Genomic DNA, 17,713 nt, shown 5'->3' with positions numbered 1-17,713 from the left:
CCTCAGCCTTCCTTCTGGCCACCGAAGAAGAATTCTTGGGCGTTGTTGTAGAGATAGTTGTCGAGAACGTCGGCGGGCAGGTCCAACCCGGCCGCTTCGGGGACGACGCGGTGCATTTTCAGCACCGGCCAGTCAGAAGCGAAGATCACCTTGTTCGGTCCTCGAGTCCGCATGTAATGCAACAGGCTGTCCGGCAACCGCTTTGGCGACCATGCAGACGTCATCAACCGCAGGTTGGCGTATTTGATCAACAGCCTGATCGCGATGTCCCACCACGGGTCGGCGCCGTGAATCATGCACAGCTTCAATTCGGGGAATCGCACGCAGACTCGGTCCAGGTGCATCGGGTTCTGCACCTCCCCCGGGATGGGAGGCCCGGGAATCCCGGTGTTGATACACAGCGGCAGCTCGAGCTCGGCGCACTTGGTGTACAGCGGGTAGTACACGGCGTCACTCGGCGGGTATTGACCGTCACCCCAAAAGCTCGGTCCCACAGCGGCATAGGCAACGGGCAGGTCGTTGACGATGGAGGAAAGTTCCCGCAGGGACGGCATCGGCCGCAGCAGGTTGACCCCGCCCATCGCCAGCGCAAATCGGTCGGGCTTCTCCTCGACGAATTTGCGCGCGGTCACCGACGGCTTGGCCAGATTGTCCATCAGGATCGCCTTGCGCACACCCTGGGTGTCCATCTCCTCGAGCAACTTCGACAATTCGACCGGCTCGAACATCGACTCCGGTCCCTTGAAGTAGTCGTCACGTACCTTGAGCATCCAGGTGGGCTGCTGCTCGGTCTCGCCGAAGTGCACATTCACCAGGCAATCGATAGCTTTCATGTCGACATCGGCGCCTTTGCTGTTGCGTGACGTTTCGCCCAACGGTAATCGGCCTTGCCGTTGCCCAGGCGCTGCACCTGCTCGACGACGACGAATTCTTTGGGCGCCTTGAATCGCGCCAGTCGCGACGTGCAGAGCGTGTGCAGTTCCTCGGCGGCCGCGGCGGCTCCATCGCGGAGTTCGACGAGGGCCACGAGTTCCTCGCCCCAGCGTTCGCTGGGGCGACCGACGACCAGGGCGTCGGCGATCGCCGGGTGGGCGCGCAGCACCTCTTCGACTTCCTCGACGAAAACCTTCTCGCCGCCGGTGTTGACCACCAGGGAATCACGGCCGAAGAGCCGCAACGTTCCGTCGGGTTCCAATCCGGCCCGGTCACCGGATATCACCACCCGCTTGCCATCGATCTCGGGAAAAGTCTTATGGGTGGCGTCGGGATCGTTGAAGTATCCCAACGGTATTCGCCCTTGCCTGGCGGCCCAGCCCACCTCCGTCTCACCGGGAGCAAGGAAGTGACTGTAGTCCTCGGATAGCACAAGTCCGCCCTCGCGCAGCGTGAAGGTGTCGGCTTGCGTGCCGAGCCGGCTGTGGCCGAACCCCATGTTTCCGGTCTCCGACGAGCCATACCCGTTGATGAGAGTGATCTGGGGTAGCAAGTCCAGCAGGGCTTGCTGATACTTCGGATTCGTCGCGGCACCGCCGGTGCCGATCGCATACAGCGACGACAAGTCGTAGGAACCACCCCGCAGCTGTTCCACCAGCGGTGCGGCATAGGCGTCCCCGACCATGGTCATCATGCCGACCTTCTCGCGTTCGGCCGTCTCCCAGACCACGTGCGGGTCAAGTCTTTTCGAGGTGTCGTAGAGCACCACGGGCGTGCCCGCCATGATGGCCGCGAATGCTGTCCACATGCCGGCCGCGTGCATCAGCGGCGAGACAGCGAACCATGGGGCACCGGCGTCACCGCGCACCTTGTCGTGAATCTCCTGGGCACAGGCATGGTCGGCGCCCACCATCGATGTCACGTAGATGTCGGACTGTCGCCAGAGCACACCCTTGGGTCGGCCGGTCGTGCCGCCGGTGCAGATCATCAATAGATCGTCCGGGGACGCCATCATGCTCTGGTCGGTATCCCCCTGCGCCAGTGCGTCATCCAATGACACCGCCCCGGGCAGGCCCGGGGCCGTGCTGCCGTCGTCGATCGACACCAACAGCTCGACGCCGTCGTGGACGAGCACGTCGGCGAACTTCGCGCCCAGTGCGCGGTGGTAGATGACCGCCCTGGGCCGCACGTAGTCGAGCAGCTCGCCGACCTCGCGTGGCGTGTAGTAGTAGTTGATGTTCACCGGGACGGTCCGGGCCTTGAGACAGCCGACGAGCACGTCCGGGTACAGATCGTTGTGCATGACCAGCGCCACGCGGTCCTGCCCGCATTCCCAATTGTGCAGGCTGGCGCGTTCGCGATGCGCTCCTAATCCGTTCCTTGCCAGGAAGTTCGCCAATTTGCGGGTGCGTTCCGCCGACTGGCGAAAGGTGCTGCGGTGGTTGCCGCAGACCGTCATCGTCCGGTCGGGGATAACGTTGGCGATTTCGTCGAGAACCGCCCCAATGGTCCATTCGCTCACGGGCGTAGCCGGCCTCGGTCCGATCAGGCGGCCGAGCCGACTTGGACACCGAGAAGGTCTAGGGCATTGTCCCGCATGATCTTTCGCACGTCGGACTCACTGAAGGCTTTCAGCTCCTCGGCGAACGACACCGGCGATTCCAGGCCTTCTCCGTGCGGCCAGTCGGAGCCGAACAGGATCTTGTCGACACCGATGGCCTCGGCCAGCTCCGCCAGATCGTCCTCGTAATAGGGGGCGATCCACACGTTGTTGCGCAGCTGCTCCACCGGGTCTTCGGGGAACCACTGGGGTTGGGTGTTCGCCGCCTTCTTCAAACGCTTGATCAGCCTGTGCACAAAGTATGACCCGTTCTCGATGCTGACCGCCTTGAGTTTGGGATGACGGGTGAACACGCCGTGCACGATCATCGAGGCCATCGTGTCGTGGATGGCGCGGTCGTCGAGGAGCACCTGATCCAGCGGATCTTTGGCGCCGAAGCCCTCGAACGTCGCCTTGCCGCCCCAGGCCGCCGCGATGTGCAGATAACCGCTGTCGGACAGGTGAAATCCCACCGGCACCTCCGCCTCGGCCAGCCGCGCCCACACCGGGTCGTGGCTGGGATCGCCCAGCGACCGTGGCTTGACCAGACCGGGCACCGGCGCCGGACGCACCAGCACCAGCTTGGCGCCGCGCGCCAGCACGAACTCGACCTCTTCGACGGCCCTGGCGGGGTCAGCCAGCGAAATGATCGGCGCCGCAATGATCCGGCGATCCGGCCGGTCGAAGCCCCAATCCTCGTCGAGCCACAGATTGAACGCATGCACCGACGCCATGGTCGCCTCGATGTCGTGCTTGAGCGCCTCCTCGACCCCGCATCCGAAAGTCGGCAGCATGAACGCAGTCTCGATGTCCTGGGTATCCATCACCGCGATCCGGGCATCGCGGTTCTGATACTCGGGATGGTCCGCCAGCCGTTCGACTTTCATCAGCGAGGCCGGGTCGACGCCTTCGGGAATCTCGCCGCGGAATAACAGGTCGAGGCAACCCGGCACGATGATCGGATCGAACGTGGGGTTGGGAATGAAGTGATTGACGCGGTCGCCGATGACCGCCCAGGTCCGCTTGCCCTCAGTGACCATCTGGACGCCGCGCCGTTTGAACTTTTTGTCCAGGTGGCGGGTGAACGAGTCCAGCGGCTCGTAGTAGTGGTTGTCAACGTCGATCGCCTGGTAACCCAAGTCAGCCATGATCATCCTTTCCGCCATTACCGGCGAACACTAAGCGTCGGTCGCACCGAGCGCTGGGAATTGCGGGGGCCGCTTCTCGAGAAAACTCGTGATGCCCTCGATGACGTCGGGCCGTGGTATGGCCTCGTGCAACAAAACCTCGGAGAGGCCGTTGGCCTGTACGACGTCGCGAGTCGCGTCACCGTAAACCTGGCTCTTGATCACGGCCATCGACGCCGGAGAGCAATTCGCGGCGATGTCCTCGGCGTAGTCCAGGGCACGCTTCATCAAACTTTCCGAAGCGACAACCTCTTTCACCAGACCCAACTCGGCCGCCTCTTCTGCGAAAAAGGTCCGCCCGCTGAGCAACAGATCGAGAGCGACGCCCCAGTTGGTCAGCCGCGGCAGTATCCACGAAATCCCGAACTCCGCGATCAGGCCGCGGCGCGCGAACACGGCGCCGAACTTCGCGCCGGCGGCCGCGAACCGAACATCGCACATCAGCGCCTGAGTCAACCCGATGCCGACGCAAGCACCGTTGATGGCTGCGATGACGGGTTTGCGCAGCGTCGTCACAAAATGGGGCGGCCGCTCCCCGACCAAGTCAGCCAAGTTCGTCTGACCTGCCTTCTCCAGCGTCTCGCCGTAACTGGGAGCCGAACTCGGCGCGCCCAAATACGCGCCCGCGCAAAACCCCCGGCCCCGGCCGGTCAACACGATGGCGCGGATGGCCGGGTCCTGCTCGGCGCGATCGATCGCCGCGTAGAACCCGGCTGCGATGTCGGGGCCCCAGGCGTTGAGGCGATCCGGACGGTTGAACGTCAGAATTGCAACACCGGTTTCAGTGGTCTCATACAGCACCGCCTCACCAGTGACCACACGGTCGGCGGCGCTCATCAGACCGTCCCCTCATAGCTGATCAACAGGCGAGTTTGTACCCATACTGTATACCTATCGGTACCGCATTCCACAACCGCCGTAAGTCGGGTGTGAAACCCCGACTAAACTGCGATTTCAGGTGCCGAAGGGTCGGTTCAAACCGCCCGCAGATCGACAGGCCGGCGAAGACGGATTTCGGCGCAGTCGCAACTCGCGAAGGGGCGGAGGGCTCGCACCCTTTTTTCGGCGCACAAATTGCCCGCGACGTGGCAAGACTTAATTTCTGTGGTGTGTCACACGTTGTCACGACGTTTGCATCGGCCCCGCGATCGGGAAACCCACGGGGAGCCAGCCAATCAATGGGAGGTAGTTGCAGTGGTTGACGTCAAGAGTGGCCCGATCGAACTCGTTCGAGGCATCGTCGAAGATGCCCTGGGTAAGACCAAGCAGGTCATCGGGATCATCATCGGCAACGATGGCCTGATCGACGAGGGCAAGGCTCAGCAGGACAAGGCGGAAGCCCAGCGCAACGCTGGGAAGAAGGAAGCCGCCGCTGAGAAAGCCCGCGGCAAGGCCAAGGCCTACGAGCAGCGTGAGCGGGCCGAGCAGAATTAAACGGTCAGCTAGTAGGGCGGGCCCGGTCATCGACCGGGCCCGCTTCGCTGCGTAAACCGTTCTACCGCAACACAGTTTCGAGCAGGCCCAGGCGCCGATAGGCGTCTTCGATCTGGGCCTGCGCCTCGACAGGTAATTTGGCTTGCGGGGGCCGGGAATGCGGGTACGCGCCGATGGGCAGGCCAAGCAGCGACGCGGCGTACTTGAATGCGCCGCCCCAGTGGGTGAAGTAATCCGCTCGACCCGGGTAACAGGTCCACCAGGACCCGATGTCGAGGTCGAACTGGTCCAGGCCCGACTCGCGGCCGTAGTCCATCGCCTCGACGAGTTTGTCGCTCTGTACCAGGTCCCAGTATTCGGAGAACAATCGCCGCGTGGGCGTTTCGAAAAGGTAACCCGCGGTACCCAGTTGCGCCGGACAGACGATCCCGTCGCGCAGCCAGCCAGCGCGGTACACCGTCTTGTCGCACTCCCACACCGCGAGGCCGGGCGCCAGTTCATGCAGCATCCGGCTGCTCGCCGGCCGGAAGGCGCCCTCTTTGGTGGCGCACACGGCGGGAACCTCGTTGTAGATCCGGGCACTTTCGGCCGGCGTCAGCACGTAACCCGAGGACGGCGAATTGAACATGCCCAGCGCGATATTCGTGCGCGCCGCCACGTATTTGAAAAAGCGCAACACGCCCTCGCCGCCGTGGGCCTCCATCATCGGCGTTTGAATGTAGACGATGTCGGCGCCCGCCTCCTGGGCGTGCAGCGTCAAGTCCACACAGTCCTTCGCCGACATGGCCGCCGTGCACGCCTGCACCACCACGTCAGGATTGATGCTGCGCGCTTCCTCGACTGCCACTTCCAGAAGTCTTTTACGCTCCTCGAGGGTCAGCGACCAGAATTCGGCGATTCCGCTGGTGCACCACAACATTGGATGCCCGAGATCGCCGACGCAGTAACGCACCAATGTCCGGTAGGCGTCCCAGTCGATATCATCGCCCTCGGTGCCGCAAAACGGGGTGTAGAGGGAGTCACCGATCCCCCGCAGCGCGCCGGGCGCCCACGCGCGCGCCTCTGCTGCCGTAGCCACAATCGACTCCTTTTGTCTGCCAATCGCTTTCTTCGACCGTCCTCAGGTGAAGTCCGAACCGCCATCGACGTTGATGTTGGCTCCAGTCATGTAGGAATTGCGCCGCGAGGCCAGAAACGCGGCGACTGGGCCGATTTCGTCCGGCAGGCCCGCCCGCGGCAGGTGCGCGGGATGACCGAAATGCTTGGCAATGGCCTCCATCAGCGCGTACGGGTCGTTGCCGTCGACCCCCACCGACTTCGCCCAGCCGACCAGGGATTCCGACGCGATGCTGCCAGGCGACACCACGTTGACCAGGATCTCGTCCTTGGCCAGCAGCAGGGACAGGTTTTTCGAAACGCTGGCCAGCATCGACTTCGCCGCCGTGTAGGCGGGCAGCATGACACTTTGCCGCTGAGTCGAGTGCGCCGAGAAGTTGACGATTCGGGCCCATCGCGCCTTGCGCAGCAGCGGAAGTGCCGCACGTACGCAGCGCACCATCCCCAGCACGCCGTCTTCGACGGACTGGCGCCACTGGTCGTCGGTCAGATCTTCGAACGTGCCTGCGGCGCCCGGCCCCACCGTGACGACCAGCGCGTTGAGTTCGCCGTTCCATCGCTCGGCGAGCTCACCAAACACCGTGCCGACCGCTTCGTCGTCTCCGATGTCGGCGGTCAGTCCAACCGCGTCCGGACTGCCACGTTTCGCGAGATCGGTCACCGCCGCATCGAGGGCGTCGCGGCTACGGCCGACCACCGCCACCCGGGCACCTTCGTCCGCGAAGCAGCGTGCCGTCGCCAATCCCATACCGCGGCTGCCGCCGACTACCACCGCAGTGGCATTCGCCAGCCCTAGATCCATCGCGTAATCCGCAGCTCTAGTCTGGTCATTTTCGCCTGTCCAGCCGATTTACCAAAAAGCCTACGATAGGTATTACAGTAGCAGAGGAATAATGCGACACGCAGGCGTATACGCAGGTCAGATGAGAAGTGCCGGTAAATTCGATACTACCGGCGGCACGGTCGCCGGACCGCATGCACGAAACAGAATTTGATGGAGGTGCCCGTAGTGGCAAAACAGGCAACCGCCGACAAGCGCCAGCGACGCGAACGCGGGTCCATCAATCCCGATGACATCATCAGCGGCGCATTCGAACTCGCGGAGCAGGTGTCGATCGACAACCTGAGCATGCCGTTGCTCGGCAAACATCTCGGTGTCGGCGTGACGAGCATCTACTGGTACTTCCGCAAGAAGGACGACCTGCTCAACGCGATGACCGACCGAGCCCTGAGCAAGTACGTGTTCGCCACTCCTTATGTCGAAGCCAGCGACTGGCGCGAGACGTTGGCCAACCACGCGCGCTTGATGCGTAAGACCTTCATGGGCAACCCAATTCTGTGCGACCTGATTTTGATTCGGGCGGCCCTTTCCCCGAAGGCGGCGCGGATGGGTGCCCAGGAGATGGAGAAAGCGGTGGCCAATCTGGTGGAGGCCGGCCTGTCACCGGAGGATGCGTTCGACACCTATTCGGCGGTTTCGGTTCACGTGCGGGGATCGGTGGTGCTGCAACGGCTCTACGAAAAGAACCAATCGTCGGATATCGGTCCCCGCGCCATCGAGGACGCCGTTTCGATCGACCCGGAAAAGACCCCACTCCTCTCTCAGGTGACCCGGATAGGTCACCGCATCGGCGCGCCCGATGAAACCAATTTCGAGTACGGTCTCACCTGCATTCTCGATCACGCCGGCCGGCTGATCGACGAGAGCAACGAGTTAAAGGGCAGCAAGGCGGCGCCATCACGACAGCGCAAGCCGGCCAAGTCTGCCACCAACCGTGGCCGAACCAAGGCGGCAGCCGCTCGTTGATTGCGCCCGAAACGCTCTGTCAGCCTTCGGGTTCAGGCACGTGGAAGTGCTCGTCGCGTAACCGGAACGCCTCCCGGGCACCGTGCTGCGCACGGATTTTGACGAAGTTGAACTCGTCCGGCCCGAATTGCAGGTTGGTGCCGAAGGCGTGGAACAGGTAGCTGGCGACCTCTTCGCCCTGGTACGCCTGGCTCTGCTCGACCAGCCGGAATGCCTCCTTGGCGATGACGACTCCGTCGGCGGGCATCTTCGCCGCCTTCTCGGCCCAGTATCGTGCCCGGGCCGTCACCGCGCCGGGCGCGCAGGTGTCGGTGAAGATCCCGAGGTGTTCGATCTCGGCCGCCTCGATGATGTCGCCGGTCAGCAGCAGGCGCCGGGCCAGCACCGGCCCGAGCCGGTGAAAGAACATGTGCAGGCTGCCGAGCGCGGGGCCGAGGAAACGGGTTGCGGGCATGCCGATCTTGGTGTCGCGCGCGATGACCGAGATGTCGGTCATCAACGCCATCTCGAATCCGCCGCCGAGCGCGTAACCGGCGATCTCCCCCACCGTAACCTTCGGAAAGCCCATGAAATTGTGGTAGAAGCCAAAAGACTTGCGGTCCACGGTAAGTCGTCGACGCTGGCTGGGGCGGCGTTTGGCGGCCCGGTCGTCGGCCGCAGCCTGGTCGGGTGGCGCGGACGAGCCATACCAGTCGTAGGCATTGTTCATGTCGGCTCCAGTGGAAAACACCCCCTCGGCACCACGCAGTAGCACCACCGTGAGGTCGTCGTCTTCGGCCACCCGGTCCAGGCAGCGGGCGACGGCATCCCGCATAACCGCGTCATAGGAGTTGCGTTGCTTGGGATTGTTCAGCGTGATCGTCGCGATGCGCCCATCGGGATCGACGTCGAAGAGCACGCGATTGTCTGAGGTGCTCGAGGCGGTCATGTGTCGGACTCCTTTCGGCGCCTGCCGAATCGCGTTCCGGCAAGGTTTTCCGGCCGTGACGCCAAGGTGTTGACCTCTCCGGTAGACAGGACTTCGTCGTCGAGCAACAGCCGCCCGGTCGACGTGATGCCGCGTTCGCCCTCGGATCGGGCGATGTCGAAACGCAGCTCGGTCAACACCGGCGTCGGTCGGCGGAAGGTGACGGCCAAGGATCGCGTTTTGCCGGACAGGCCGGTGACGCAGTTGTGGTGCTGGATGACACAGTCGAAGAAGACGCCCAGGAACCCGCCGTGCACCAGGCCCGGCGGACCCTCGTACACCAGCGGGAACTCGACAGTGCCCGTTGCATTCTCGGCGTCGAGTTGATCGAACCGGTATTCGGGAAAGCACGGGTTGTACGCGCCGATATCGGTGGCGTGGTTGAGGTAGACGCGCCGGGGGTCGTCGGGCACTTCGCCGATGCGCGGCGCGTTGTCCGTCGGCGCCGCGGCCGCCAGTTCACCTTCCCACTCGGCGAACTTCTGCAGCATGTCGTCCACCGCGCGGTGCGGACGTTCGAGGGATATCAGCAACGAGCTCAGGCGCCGCATGGCGGCGGACGCGGCCACGGTCTGGGCAAGCGGCGTCTCGCCGAATCGCGCGTCACCGTCGCCGGTCGACGTCGGCGCGGCGTGCCCCTCCGACAAGGCCATGGTTCTCTCTTTCACCCCGGGTTGTTCCGCAGGCAGCGTATCCTTGCTAACTTATACAGCGTATCAATCGTATTGCCTACTGTATGGGTAACCGTATCGGCGGAGAAAGGCCGGATTCGACGGTGAGTCAGGGGGCCGACACGGCCGGTGCCGAGGGTTCGGTAACAGTGCGCCGCGACGGTGCGGTGTTACTGGTGACGATCGACCGCCCATCGCGGCGTAATTCGTTGACACAGCTGATGATCGGGACACTGGTCGATGCGCTCACCGATGCCGCCGCCGACGACTCGCTACGCGCCGTCCACATCCGCGGCGCGGGCGACGACTTCTGCGCGGGCGCCGACTGGGTGGCCGCCAACAATCCCGGCGCCCAGCGCCCCCGCACCGGGGATCTGGTGCGGCGGATCCCCCATGCCGCTCACCGGGTGATCGAGCTCGTCGCAAGCATCCAATTGCCGGTGGTGTGCAGCGTGCGGGGCTGGGCCGTAGGGTTCGGCTGCAATCTCGCCCTGGCCGCCGACTTCACCGTGGCCGCCGAGGACGCGGTCTTCTGGGAGCCTTTCATCGACCGTGGATTCAGCCCGGACTCGGGTTCCACCTGGCTGCTGCCGCGCCTGGTCGGCCTGGCGCGGGCCAGGCGCATGCTGCTGCTTGGTGAGAAGGTGAGCGCGCGGGATGCGACCGACTGGGGGCTGATCCACCAGGCGGTAAGCGGCTCGGACCTCGACCATGTCGCCGAGCAGTTGCTGGCCCGACTGGCGGCCGGGCCGACGGCCGCGATCGGCCTGGCCAAACAGGCGCTGAACTTCGGCCAGCATTCGACGCTGAGCCAATCGTTGACCCAGGAGCTGTTCAACCTGGAATTGTCCTGCAGGACAAGCGATTTCAAGGAGGGCCTGGCGGCCTTCGCGCAGCGACGGGATCCGGATTTTCGTGGACGCTGACCAGAGAAGCGACAACAGCAACGCGCTAGGCGCGGGTCCTGCGCACGGCAATCGCCGGGAATCCGTCCTTCGACCCCACGCTCGCGGGTCGGACCAAGCGCCAGACGAAGGGATGACCGATGCCCGCTGATTCGTTCGACACCATCAAGTACGAAGTCGACCGGCACACCGCGACCATCACCCTGAACCGGCCGGACGCTCTCAATGCGCTCAGCCCGCACATGATCACCGAGCTTCGCGCCGCCTACGACGAGGCCGAAAGCGATGACAATGTCTGGCTCACCATCGTCACCGGGACCGGCCGCGCGTTTTGCACCGGCGCCGACGTCAAAGAGATTCCGGAAGACGGCAAGGTGATCTACGAGCGGCCATACCTGTCGACGTACGACCAATGGGAGGCGCCGCAGGAGGGCACGCCACCGTTTCGCACGATGGCGAAGCCGGTGCTGACCGCCGTGAACGGAATCTGCTGTGGTGCCGGCATGGACTGGGTCACTACGACCGACATCGTGATCGCTTCGGAGCAGGCGACATTCTTCGATCCGCACGTCAGCATCGGGCTGGTGGCCGGCCGGGAATTGGTGCGGGTGTCTCGGGTGTTGCCCCGCTCCATCGCGCTGCGAATGGCCTTGATGGGCAAGCACGAGCGGATGGGCGCGCAACGCGCGTATGACCTCGGGTTGATCAGCGAAATCGTCGATCACGACCGCCTGCTGGAACGGGCCCACGAGATCGCCGATATCGTCAATTCCAATGCGCCGCTGGCCGTCCGGGGCACCCGGTTGGCGATTCTCAAGGGCCTGAACGTGCCGCTGCACGAAGCGGAGATACTCGCCGAGACGTTCCGCGAGCGTGTGCTGCGCACCGAGGACGCGCAGGAGGGCCCGAGGGCGTTCGTCGAGAAACGCAAACCGAACTGGCAATGCCGATGACCTTCGAAACCATTCTGCTCGAGGTCGACGCGCACGACCATGTCGCCACCATCACGCTGAATCGCCCTGATCAGCTCAACGCGTTCAACCGCACCATGTGCGAGGAGATGACCCGCGCGTGGCGCACGGTCAAGCTCGACGACTCGGTACATGCGGTGGTGTTGCGCGCCGCCGGCGATCGGGCGTTCAGCGCCGGCCTGGACATCAAGACGCCGTACGGGCAGCCCGAAAACATCTGGAACCACGAGGATCCCGGCGAAGCGCTGAGTCCCAAGTGGCAGAAGATGTGGAAACCCGTGGTCTGTGCGGTCCAGGGCATGTGCACCGCGGGCGCGTTCTACTTCGTCAACGAATCCGACGTGGTCATCTGCTCAGAGACCGCCACGTTCTTCGACTCTCACGTGTCGGCGGGCCTGGTGTGCGCATTGGAACCGATCGGCCTGATGCGACGCATCGGCCTGGGCGAGACTCTGCGCATAGCACTGATGGGCAACGACGAACGGGTCAGCGCCGACACCGCCCTCCGGATCGGATTGGTCTCCGAGGTCGTCGCCGCCGACCAGCTCTGGCGCCGCGCCCACGAGATCGCCGCGACCATCGCGGCCAAGCCGCCGACGGCGACCGCGGGCACGGTGAAAGCGATTTGGGAATCGCTGGACAAGCCCTACCGCGCCGCACTGGAGCAGGGCCTGATCTACACCCGGCTGGGCAACCCCCTGGGCGCCGCCGAGCGGGCCGCCCAGAACGATCCCCAAACCCGGTTGGGCAAACCGGAGATTCGTTGATGTCGCGCCACCCGCTGGTCCAACGCATCGCCGAAGTGCTTGACCTAGAGCCGGAATCGCACGCCATTGAGTATGGCGGGCAGTGGATCTCCTGGGCTCGAGTCGCCGCATCGGCACAACGCATCGCGGCCATTACTCTCGGGGCCGAAGTCGGGATGCTGTTACGCAACCGGCCGGGACACGTGGCCGCCTTTTTGGGCGTGCTACTGAGCGGTGGAACGGTCGTGGTCATCAACCCGTCGCGCGGTGACGAGCGCACCAAGAACGACATCGTAAGGTTGCGGCTTCCGGTGATCGTAGGCGAGCGAGACGATCTGACGGCGCTGGTGCCCGCGGGCACGCCGACGGTCGCGATTACGGGTCTGTTAGACGACGCCGACGCAGTCACGCCGTCCGCCCGCGAAGCCGGTCCGCCGTCGGATGTCGCGGTGCGCATGTTGACCAGCGGTACTACGGGGCCGCCCAAGCGGATCGATCTGAGTTACGACATGCTGGCGCGCAGCGTGATGGGTCCGGAGCCCGAACACGCGGCGTCGCCTCAAGGGCTGCGCCGCGGCGTCGCGATCGTGAACTCACCGCTGGTGCATATCGGCGGGGTATTCCGCGTGCTGCAATGCGTGGCCGAGGCACGGCCGTTCGTGCTGCTGGAACGATTCGAGCTCAACGCGTGGGCCGAGGCGGTGCGCAAGCATCGTCCCCGCGCGGCGTCGCTGGTACCGGCCGCCCTGCGCACCGTACTGCACTCCGATGTTCCGCGCGCCGACCTGGCAAGCCTGAAGGCCGTCACCTGCGGGACGGCACCGCTGTCGGCCGAGGATGCCGACGCCTTCACCGAGAAGTACGGCGTTCCCGTGTTGACCTCCTATGCGGCAACCGAATTCGGCGGCGGCGTGGCGGGCTGGACCCTTCCCGACCATCAGCGGTACTGGAAGACCAAACGGGGCAGCGTCGGTCGGGCCAATCCCGGCGCTCAGCTCAGGGTGGTCGCCGAGGACGGAACTCCCTTGGGCGCAAATGCGGTCGGCCTGCTGGAGGTCAAGCCGGGCCAGCTGGGGCCTGCCGCGCAGTGGATGCGGACCACGGATATGGCGCGAATCGACGACGACGGGTTTCTCTGGATCGTCGGGCGCGCCGACCAGGCGATCATCCGCGGCGGTTTCAAGGTGATGCCCGACGACGTCCGTGCCGCACTGGAAAGCCACCCCGCGGTGGCGGGCGCGGCGGTGATCGCCCGGCCCGACGAGCGGCTGGGCGAGACACCGGTCGCCATGGTTGAGCTTCGCGAGCGGGCCCACGCCGATGCCGAGGCGCTGGTGGAGTACCTGCGAGAGCGGCTGGCGCGTTACGAGATACCCACCGAGATCGCAATCGTCGACACCATCCCCCGCACACCGTCGGGGAAGCCGGATCTCGGTGCGATACGGGACTCCTTTCGCGAGCCCGCGATTCAGCGCGACCATGCCCGTTGATTCATTGACGGTCGCCGCGATATTGCGGCGGCAATCTCGGTCGCGCGGCGATCACCCTCTTCTGGTCTGCGACGATGACCGGATCAGCTACGCCGAGGCCGTCTTCCGTTCGGCGGCGCTTGCGCGCGGGCTGATTGCCCTCGGCGCCGGCAAGGGCACCCATGTGGGGCTGCTCTATCCGAACGGACCCGAGTTCGTGGTCGGGATGCTGGCCGCGGCGCGGATCGGTGCCGTGGTTATACCGTTCTCCACCTTTGTCACCGCCCGTGAGCTGCGCGAGCAACTTGTCGATAGTGACGTGCAGATCCTATTGATCGCCAAGTCTTTTCGTTCTCACGATTACGTGCAACGGCTGTCCGAAGTTCTCCCGGATGCCGATCTCGGTTCCCGATTGTTTTGCGCCGCAGCGCCTCAATTGCGCTACGTCGCGGTCACCCACGAGACCGTATACGGGCGGGCCGACACCGTCGACCCCGCCCTCCTGCTGGCGCTGGAAGATGCTGTCGCAGAAGGTGATCCGCTGACGATCGTGTACACGTCGGGATCTACCAGCTCCCCGAAGGGCGCGGTGCACACCCACGGCGGCCTGCTCGCGCATCAACAAAACCTCAACGTGATCCGGGGCTTGTCCGCCGACGACAGGCTGTTCTGCAATTCGCCGTTCTTCTGGATCGGTGGATTCGCGTACGGCCTGCTCGCGACTTTGACGGCCGGATCGACGCTGGTGTGTTCCAACGCCACCGACGCGGGCGCGACCCTCGACCTGCTGGAAGCCGAAAGGCCAACCACCACCAACGGGTTCGCGGCCGGGATCGCCCACCTGGCCGACCACCCTAGCTTTCCCCAGCGCGATCTGACCTCGATGCGGCGCGGCAACCTGTACCCGATCATGGCTCCCGACGCCCGCCCGGCGGACCCGGAACTGCGGCACAACATGCTGGGCATGACCGAGGCCGGCAGCGTCGTGCTGATCGGCGATGACGAATTCGATCAACCCGAGCACCGGCGCGGCTCATTCGGCAAGCCGGCACCGGGGATTGAGACCAAGGTCGTCGACCCCGACCCCGACACCGCGGCCGTCAAGCCGGTCGGCGAGGTCGGCGAGCTGTGCATTCGCGGACCGTGCCTGATGCAGCGCTATTACAAGCGCAGCCGCGAAGAGTGTTTCGATGCCGACGGTTGGTTCCACACCGGCGACTTGGTGCGCGTCGATGCCGACGGATTCGTCTATTTCGTCGGCCGGCTCAGCGCGATGATCAAAACGGGAGGCGCCAATGTCTCGGCGGCCGAGGTGGAGAAGGCCATCAGCAGGGTCACCGACGAAGCGCCGGCGTATGTGATCGGCATTCCCGACGCCCGGCGCGGGCAGGTCGTCGCCGCGGTGGTCGTCACGGCAGACGGCGCCGCGCAGTTCGACGAAGGCGCACTGGTGGCGCGTCTCAAGCAGGAGCTGTCGGCGTACAAGATTCCCAAGCGGTTCGTCGCTCTCCGCAGTGCCGAGGTTCCGCTGCTGTCCAGTGGCAAGGTCGACATGCGCCGACTCAGAAGGCTCTTCGATGTCTAGCACCATCGACGAACTGGTGCGGTTGCGGGCCGACCAAGATGGTGACACGCCGATGGTGATCGATCCTACCTCCCGCATCAGCTACCGCGAACTCGATTCGACCACACGTGATTTGGCCGCTACCTTCATCGAGGCCGGCGTGGGCAAGGGCACCCGGGTAGGACTCATCATGCCCAACGGCGCCCGCTGGGTGCAGATCGCCATCGCCTTGACTCGTATCGGCGCGGTGCTGGTTCCACTTAGCACCCTGCTGACGGCCGCAGAGCTGGCCGCGCAGCTACGGACGGCTTCGGTGCAGTTTTTGGTCAGCGTCGAGGAATTCCGCGGCCACCGTTACCTCGATGACCTCGCGACTCTGCCACGAACCGAACTGCCCGCGTTACGGCAGCTCTGGCCGGTCAACCGGCTCGAAAACGGCTGTGCGAGTAGGCACGTCCGCGACATCATCGACCCCATGACAGCAACGGTAACGCCCGCCGACCCGCTGGTGATCATGTTCACCTCGGGCAGCAGCGGCTCTCCCAAGGGCGTCATCCACTCGCACGGCAATGCGCTGGGCGCCGTGCGGTCGGGCCTTTCGGCTCGCCGCATCACCTCTGAGACCCGCCTGTATCTGCCGATGCCCTTCTTCTGGGTGGGCGGTTTCGGCAGCGGCATACTCTCCGTCCTGCTGGCCGGCGCCACCCTGGTGACCGAAGAGATACCTCGACCGGAAACCACCCTTAAACTGCTGGAAGACGAACGGGTCACGCTGTTTCGGGGCTGGCCGGACCAGGCCGAGACATTGGCACGGCACGCCGGCGAGGTGGGTGCCGACCTGTCGGCTCTAGGAGCGGGAAGCCTGCAGGCCCTGTTACCGCCCGAGCGGCGCGCCCTGCCCGGCGCGCGGGCCACGTTATTTGGCATGACCGAGGCCTTCGGGCCGTACTGCGGTTATCCCGCCGATACCGACATGCCCCCTTCGGCCTGGGGCAGCTGCGGAAAACCCTTCCCCGGCATGGAAGTCCGCATCGTCGACGCCGACAGCGGCGCGCCGATGACGGCCGGTGCGACCGGCATGATCCAAATTCGCGGACCGCACACGCTGCGCGGGATCTGCGGTCGCTCCCGCGAGGACCTCTTCACCGTCGACGGCTTCTACCCCACCGGTGACCTCGGCCACCTCGACCAGGATGGATTCCTGTTCTACCACGGGCGATCCGACGACATGTTCAAAGTTAGCGGCGCGACCGTCTACCCCAGTGAGGTCGAGAGCGCGCTGCGCGCAATCGACGGCGTCGACAACGCCTTCGTCACCAATGTTCCCGGCGCTGCGGGCAATCGGGTGGGCGCGGTGGTGGTGTGCCGTGCCCTGACCGCCGAGCGGCTGCGCGGCCCCGCGCGAACTCTGTTGAGCGCCTTCAAGGTCCCGACGGTGTGGCTACTGCTGGAATCCGATGACGGCGTTCCGCGCGGTGGCACCGGCAAGGTCGACATCCGTCGACTGCGCGAGATGCTGGTAGACCAGGCTCAGCGGACCCGCGTCCACGGTTGACAGTTTTGCGACTCGAAGGCCTTGTCCAATGAGTTGAGGTTCGCGAACATCGGGCCGATTGACGTGTTCGTCTGGAGTACATGGTCGACGCGGCGTCAGGAAGGCGTTGGACCGCCGACGTCGGCAACCACCCCGCGCGCAACGAGGTGGTCGATCAGCGGCACCGCGCCGGCGGCAAGATGTTCCGACATCGCCGCGCGGGCGAGCTTGTCGTCGTGCTTTTTCAGCGCGGACAGGATCCGCCGATGGTCGTGCATCGATTGCTCGGGCCAGCCCTCGATGGCGGGAAACACGGATTCGGGAGCGTACCGGGTGATCTGTGACATCAGCTGAGCGAGCTTGGGCGAGTCCGCCGCGACATTGATGGCGCGGTGAAATTCGTGATTCAGCCGCACGGTTCGTTCGTGTTCGGCGCCGGCGTAAGCATCCTCCAGTTGCGCCTGAATCTCCTTGAGCTCGTGCAGCTGCTCGTCGGTGATGTTGAGCGCCGCCCGCGCGGCCAACTCACCACCGACGTGCGCCTGCACATTCGCCACATCGGTGACGTCGCGTCCGGTGACCGGCAGCACCACAAAGCCACGGCGCGGCTGCTGGTTTATCAGGCCTTCGGCGCACAGCGCGAACAGCGCCTCACGCACCGGTGTGACGCTGATACCCAGCTCCGCGGCCAATTGATCCAACCGGACATACGATCCTGCGACATACGCCCCGTCGAATATCCGACGGCGGATGAGGCGCGCGACGTCCTCGGAAAGTTGAGGCCGCGCAGCGAAATCCGGAACGCTCAT

Annotated in this window: 17 protein-coding genes; 8 read left to right on the top strand and 9 right to left on the bottom strand. The window is 64.8% G+C overall.

The window, feature by feature from the left end; all coding sequences use genetic code 11:
* Positions 1 to 2: 2 nt before the first annotated feature.
* Genes A5753_RS12390 through A5753_RS12375 form a run of 4 tightly spaced genes read right to left on the bottom strand, consistent with a single transcriptional unit; the run spans position 3 to position 4,557 of the window.
* Entirely contained in the window at positions 3 to 833 is an 831-nt protein-coding gene (locus tag A5753_RS12390; protein ID WP_067127839.1) for an amidohydrolase family protein, read from the bottom strand.
* Positions 830 to 2,455 (bottom strand): acyl-CoA synthetase, encoded by a 1,626-nt coding sequence (locus A5753_RS12385; RefSeq protein WP_067127836.1) that lies wholly within the window; start codon positions 2,453 to 2,455, stop codon positions 830 to 832. The genes A5753_RS12390 and A5753_RS12385 overlap by 4 nt, the downstream gene beginning before the upstream one ends.
* Positions 2,456 to 2,478: 23 nt before the next feature.
* A complete protein-coding gene (locus A5753_RS12380) occupies positions 2,479 to 3,681 on the bottom strand; it encodes an amidohydrolase family protein (RefSeq protein WP_067128052.1) in 1,203 nt (400 codons plus the stop codon).
* 30 nt (positions 3,682 to 3,711) lie between these two features.
* A complete protein-coding gene (locus A5753_RS12375; protein WP_067127832.1) occupies positions 3,712 to 4,557 on the bottom strand; it encodes an enoyl-CoA hydratase in 846 nt (281 codons plus the stop codon).
* 357 nt (positions 4,558 to 4,914) lie between these two features.
* On the opposite strand from A5753_RS12375, the gene A5753_RS12370 reads away from it, so the two are divergent.
* Positions 4,915 to 5,154 (top strand): CsbD family protein, encoded by a 240-nt coding sequence (locus A5753_RS12370; RefSeq protein WP_064952326.1) that lies wholly within the window; start codon positions 4,915 to 4,917, stop codon positions 5,152 to 5,154.
* Positions 5,155 to 5,215: 61 nt separating this feature from the next.
* Here A5753_RS12370 and A5753_RS12365 read toward each other — a convergent pair whose 3' ends face one another.
* Positions 5,216 to 6,232, bottom strand: a complete 1,017-nt coding sequence (locus A5753_RS12365; RefSeq protein WP_067127829.1) for a dihydrodipicolinate synthase family protein — start codon at positions 6,230 to 6,232, stop codon at positions 5,216 to 5,218.
* Between the two features lie 42 nt (positions 6,233 to 6,274).
* Positions 6,275 to 7,072 (bottom strand): SDR family NAD(P)-dependent oxidoreductase, encoded by a 798-nt coding sequence (locus tag A5753_RS12360; RefSeq protein WP_067127827.1) that lies wholly within the window; start codon positions 7,070 to 7,072, stop codon positions 6,275 to 6,277.
* 192 nt (positions 7,073 to 7,264) lie between these two features.
* On the opposite strand from A5753_RS12360, the gene A5753_RS12355 reads away from it, so the two are divergent.
* Positions 7,265 to 8,077: a TetR/AcrR family transcriptional regulator gene (locus tag A5753_RS12355; RefSeq protein WP_067127824.1), complete on the top strand. Its 813-nt coding sequence runs from the start codon at positions 7,265 to 7,267 to the stop codon at positions 8,075 to 8,077.
* Positions 8,078 to 8,096: 19 nt separating this feature from the next.
* On the opposite strand, the gene A5753_RS12350 is transcribed toward A5753_RS12355, so the two are convergent.
* Both A5753_RS12350 and A5753_RS12345 read right to left on the bottom strand, forming a co-directional pair.
* On the bottom strand, positions 8,097 to 9,005 hold the full coding sequence (locus A5753_RS12350; protein ID WP_067127822.1) for an enoyl-CoA hydratase/isomerase family protein: 909 nt from the start codon (positions 9,003 to 9,005) through the stop codon (positions 8,097 to 8,099).
* Entirely contained in the window at positions 9,002 to 9,697 is a 696-nt protein-coding gene (locus tag A5753_RS12345) for a hypothetical protein (protein WP_067127819.1), read from the bottom strand. The genes A5753_RS12350 and A5753_RS12345 overlap by 4 nt, the downstream gene beginning before the upstream one ends.
* Before the next feature lie 122 nt (positions 9,698 to 9,819).
* Between A5753_RS12345 and A5753_RS12340 the strand changes: the two genes are divergently transcribed.
* The 6 genes from A5753_RS12340 (at position 9,820) to A5753_RS12315 (ending at position 16,925) form a co-directional block, all read left to right on the top strand.
* Positions 9,820 to 10,641 carry an enoyl-CoA hydratase/isomerase family protein gene (locus A5753_RS12340; RefSeq protein WP_067127816.1) on the top strand — a complete coding sequence of 274 codons (822 nt, stop codon included), beginning with the start codon at positions 9,820 to 9,822 and terminating at the stop codon, positions 10,639 to 10,641.
* A gap of 119 nt (positions 10,642 to 10,760) precedes the next feature.
* Positions 10,761 to 11,573, top strand: a complete 813-nt coding sequence (locus A5753_RS12335; protein ID WP_067127813.1) for an enoyl-CoA hydratase/isomerase family protein — start codon at positions 10,761 to 10,763, stop codon at positions 11,571 to 11,573.
* Positions 11,564 to 12,358 (top strand): enoyl-CoA hydratase/isomerase family protein, encoded by a 795-nt coding sequence (locus A5753_RS12330; protein WP_067127810.1) that lies wholly within the window; start codon positions 11,564 to 11,566, stop codon positions 12,356 to 12,358. Before A5753_RS12335 ends, A5753_RS12330 begins: the two co-directional genes overlap by 10 nt.
* Positions 12,358 to 13,827, top strand: a complete 1,470-nt coding sequence (locus tag A5753_RS12325) for a class I adenylate-forming enzyme family protein (RefSeq protein WP_067127807.1) — start codon at positions 12,358 to 12,360, stop codon at positions 13,825 to 13,827. The genes A5753_RS12330 and A5753_RS12325 overlap by 1 nt, the downstream gene beginning before the upstream one ends.
* Positions 13,817 to 15,391 carry a class I adenylate-forming enzyme family protein gene (locus A5753_RS12320; protein WP_067127804.1) on the top strand — a complete coding sequence of 525 codons (1,575 nt, stop codon included), beginning with the start codon at positions 13,817 to 13,819 and terminating at the stop codon, positions 15,389 to 15,391. Before A5753_RS12325 ends, A5753_RS12320 begins: the two co-directional genes overlap by 11 nt.
* The gene (locus tag A5753_RS12315; RefSeq protein WP_067127801.1) at positions 15,384 to 16,925 is read left to right on the top strand and encodes a class I adenylate-forming enzyme family protein; all 1,542 of its coding nucleotides are present in this window, start codon (positions 15,384 to 15,386) and stop codon (positions 16,923 to 16,925) included. The genes A5753_RS12320 and A5753_RS12315 overlap by 8 nt, the downstream gene beginning before the upstream one ends.
* Positions 16,926 to 17,020: 95 nt before the next feature.
* Here the strand turns inward: A5753_RS12315 and A5753_RS12310 are convergent, their stop codons facing one another.
* Positions 17,021 to 17,713, bottom strand: coding sequence for a GntR family transcriptional regulator (locus tag A5753_RS12310; protein ID WP_067127798.1), 693 nt, complete (start codon positions 17,711 to 17,713; stop codon positions 17,021 to 17,023).

Origin of the sequence: Mycobacterium sp. 852002-51971_SCH5477799-a (assembly GCF_001667145.1) — a bacterium.
Classification (GTDB): domain Bacteria; phylum Actinomycetota; class Actinomycetes; order Mycobacteriales; family Mycobacteriaceae; genus Mycobacterium.
The sequence above is the reverse complement of the archived record's forward strand: the minus strand, read 5'-3'. Positions and strand labels throughout refer to the sequence as shown.

Coding starts and splice junctions, on each gene's coding strand:
- A5753_RS12325 (WP_067127807.1), top strand. CDS start 12,358: ATGTCGCGCCACCCGCTGGTCCAACGCATCGCCGAAGTGCTTGACCTA.
- A5753_RS12345 (WP_067127819.1), bottom strand. CDS start 9,697: ATGGCCTTGTCGGAGGGGCACGCCGCGCCGACGTCGACCGGCGACGGT.
- A5753_RS12390 (WP_067127839.1), bottom strand. CDS start 833: ATGAAAGCTATCGATTGCCTGGTGAATGTGCACTTCGGCGAGACCGAG.
- A5753_RS12315 (WP_067127801.1), top strand. CDS start 15,384: ATGTCTAGCACCATCGACGAACTGGTGCGGTTGCGGGCCGACCAAGAT.
- A5753_RS12320 (WP_067127804.1), top strand. CDS start 13,817: ATGCCCGTTGATTCATTGACGGTCGCCGCGATATTGCGGCGGCAATCT.
- A5753_RS12380 (WP_067128052.1), bottom strand. CDS start 3,681: ATGGCTGACTTGGGTTACCAGGCGATCGACGTTGACAACCACTACTAC.
- A5753_RS12310 (WP_067127798.1), bottom strand. CDS start 17,713: ATGAGCGTTCCGGATTTCGCTGCGCGGCCTCAACTTTCCGAGGACGTC.
- A5753_RS12350 (WP_067127822.1), bottom strand. CDS start 9,005: ATGACCGCCTCGAGCACCTCAGACAATCGCGTGCTCTTCGACGTCGAT.
- A5753_RS12360 (WP_067127827.1), bottom strand. CDS start 7,072: ATGGATCTAGGGCTGGCGAATGCCACTGCGGTGGTAGTCGGCGGCAGC.
- A5753_RS12375 (WP_067127832.1), bottom strand. CDS start 4,557: ATGAGCGCCGCCGACCGTGTGGTCACTGGTGAGGCGGTGCTGTATGAG.
- A5753_RS12355 (WP_067127824.1), top strand. CDS start 7,265: ATGGAGGTGCCCGTAGTGGCAAAACAGGCAACCGCCGACAAGCGCCAG.
- A5753_RS12335 (WP_067127813.1), top strand. CDS start 10,761: ATGCCCGCTGATTCGTTCGACACCATCAAGTACGAAGTCGACCGGCAC.
- A5753_RS12330 (WP_067127810.1), top strand. CDS start 11,564: ATGCCGATGACCTTCGAAACCATTCTGCTCGAGGTCGACGCGCACGAC.